General features: G+C 66.6%; 1 protein-coding gene. It reads right to left on the reverse strand.

Annotated features, from left to right (window positions below; translation table 11 throughout):
- Nucleotides 1-332 (reverse strand): PAS domain S-box protein (locus LRF89_RS13420; protein ID WP_238637397.1); only part of this gene is annotated, 332 nt, incomplete at both ends.

Here is a 332-nt window from a genome sequence, read left to right on the forward strand (position 1 = left end):
CGGCGAGGAACATCCTTTGGTCCTCCAGCGTACGTTGGCGCTCCTCTTCCAGGGCTCGACGCTCACTGATATCGCGCAGGATCCCCGCCGCGTGCCAGCGCCCGGCAATCTGTACGGGTGCCAGGGTCAGCTCCAGGGCGATCTCATGTCCGTCGCGGTGGATGGCCACGACTTCGGTCTGTTGGCCCACGCGGGTTTTGCCGCCGGACTCCCGGAAGTGGCGCATGCCTGCCTGCATCGCCTCCCGGTGGCGCTCGGGGACGAAACGGTCATGGAAGGGGGCACCTGCAAGTTGGTTGGCGCGATAACCGAGTAGTCGCTCGAAGGCCGGG

Origin of the sequence: Halorhodospira sp. 9621 (assembly GCF_022228055.1) — a bacterium.
Taxonomy (GTDB): Bacteria; Pseudomonadota; Gammaproteobacteria; order Nitrococcales; family Halorhodospiraceae; genus Halorhodospira; species Halorhodospira halophila_A.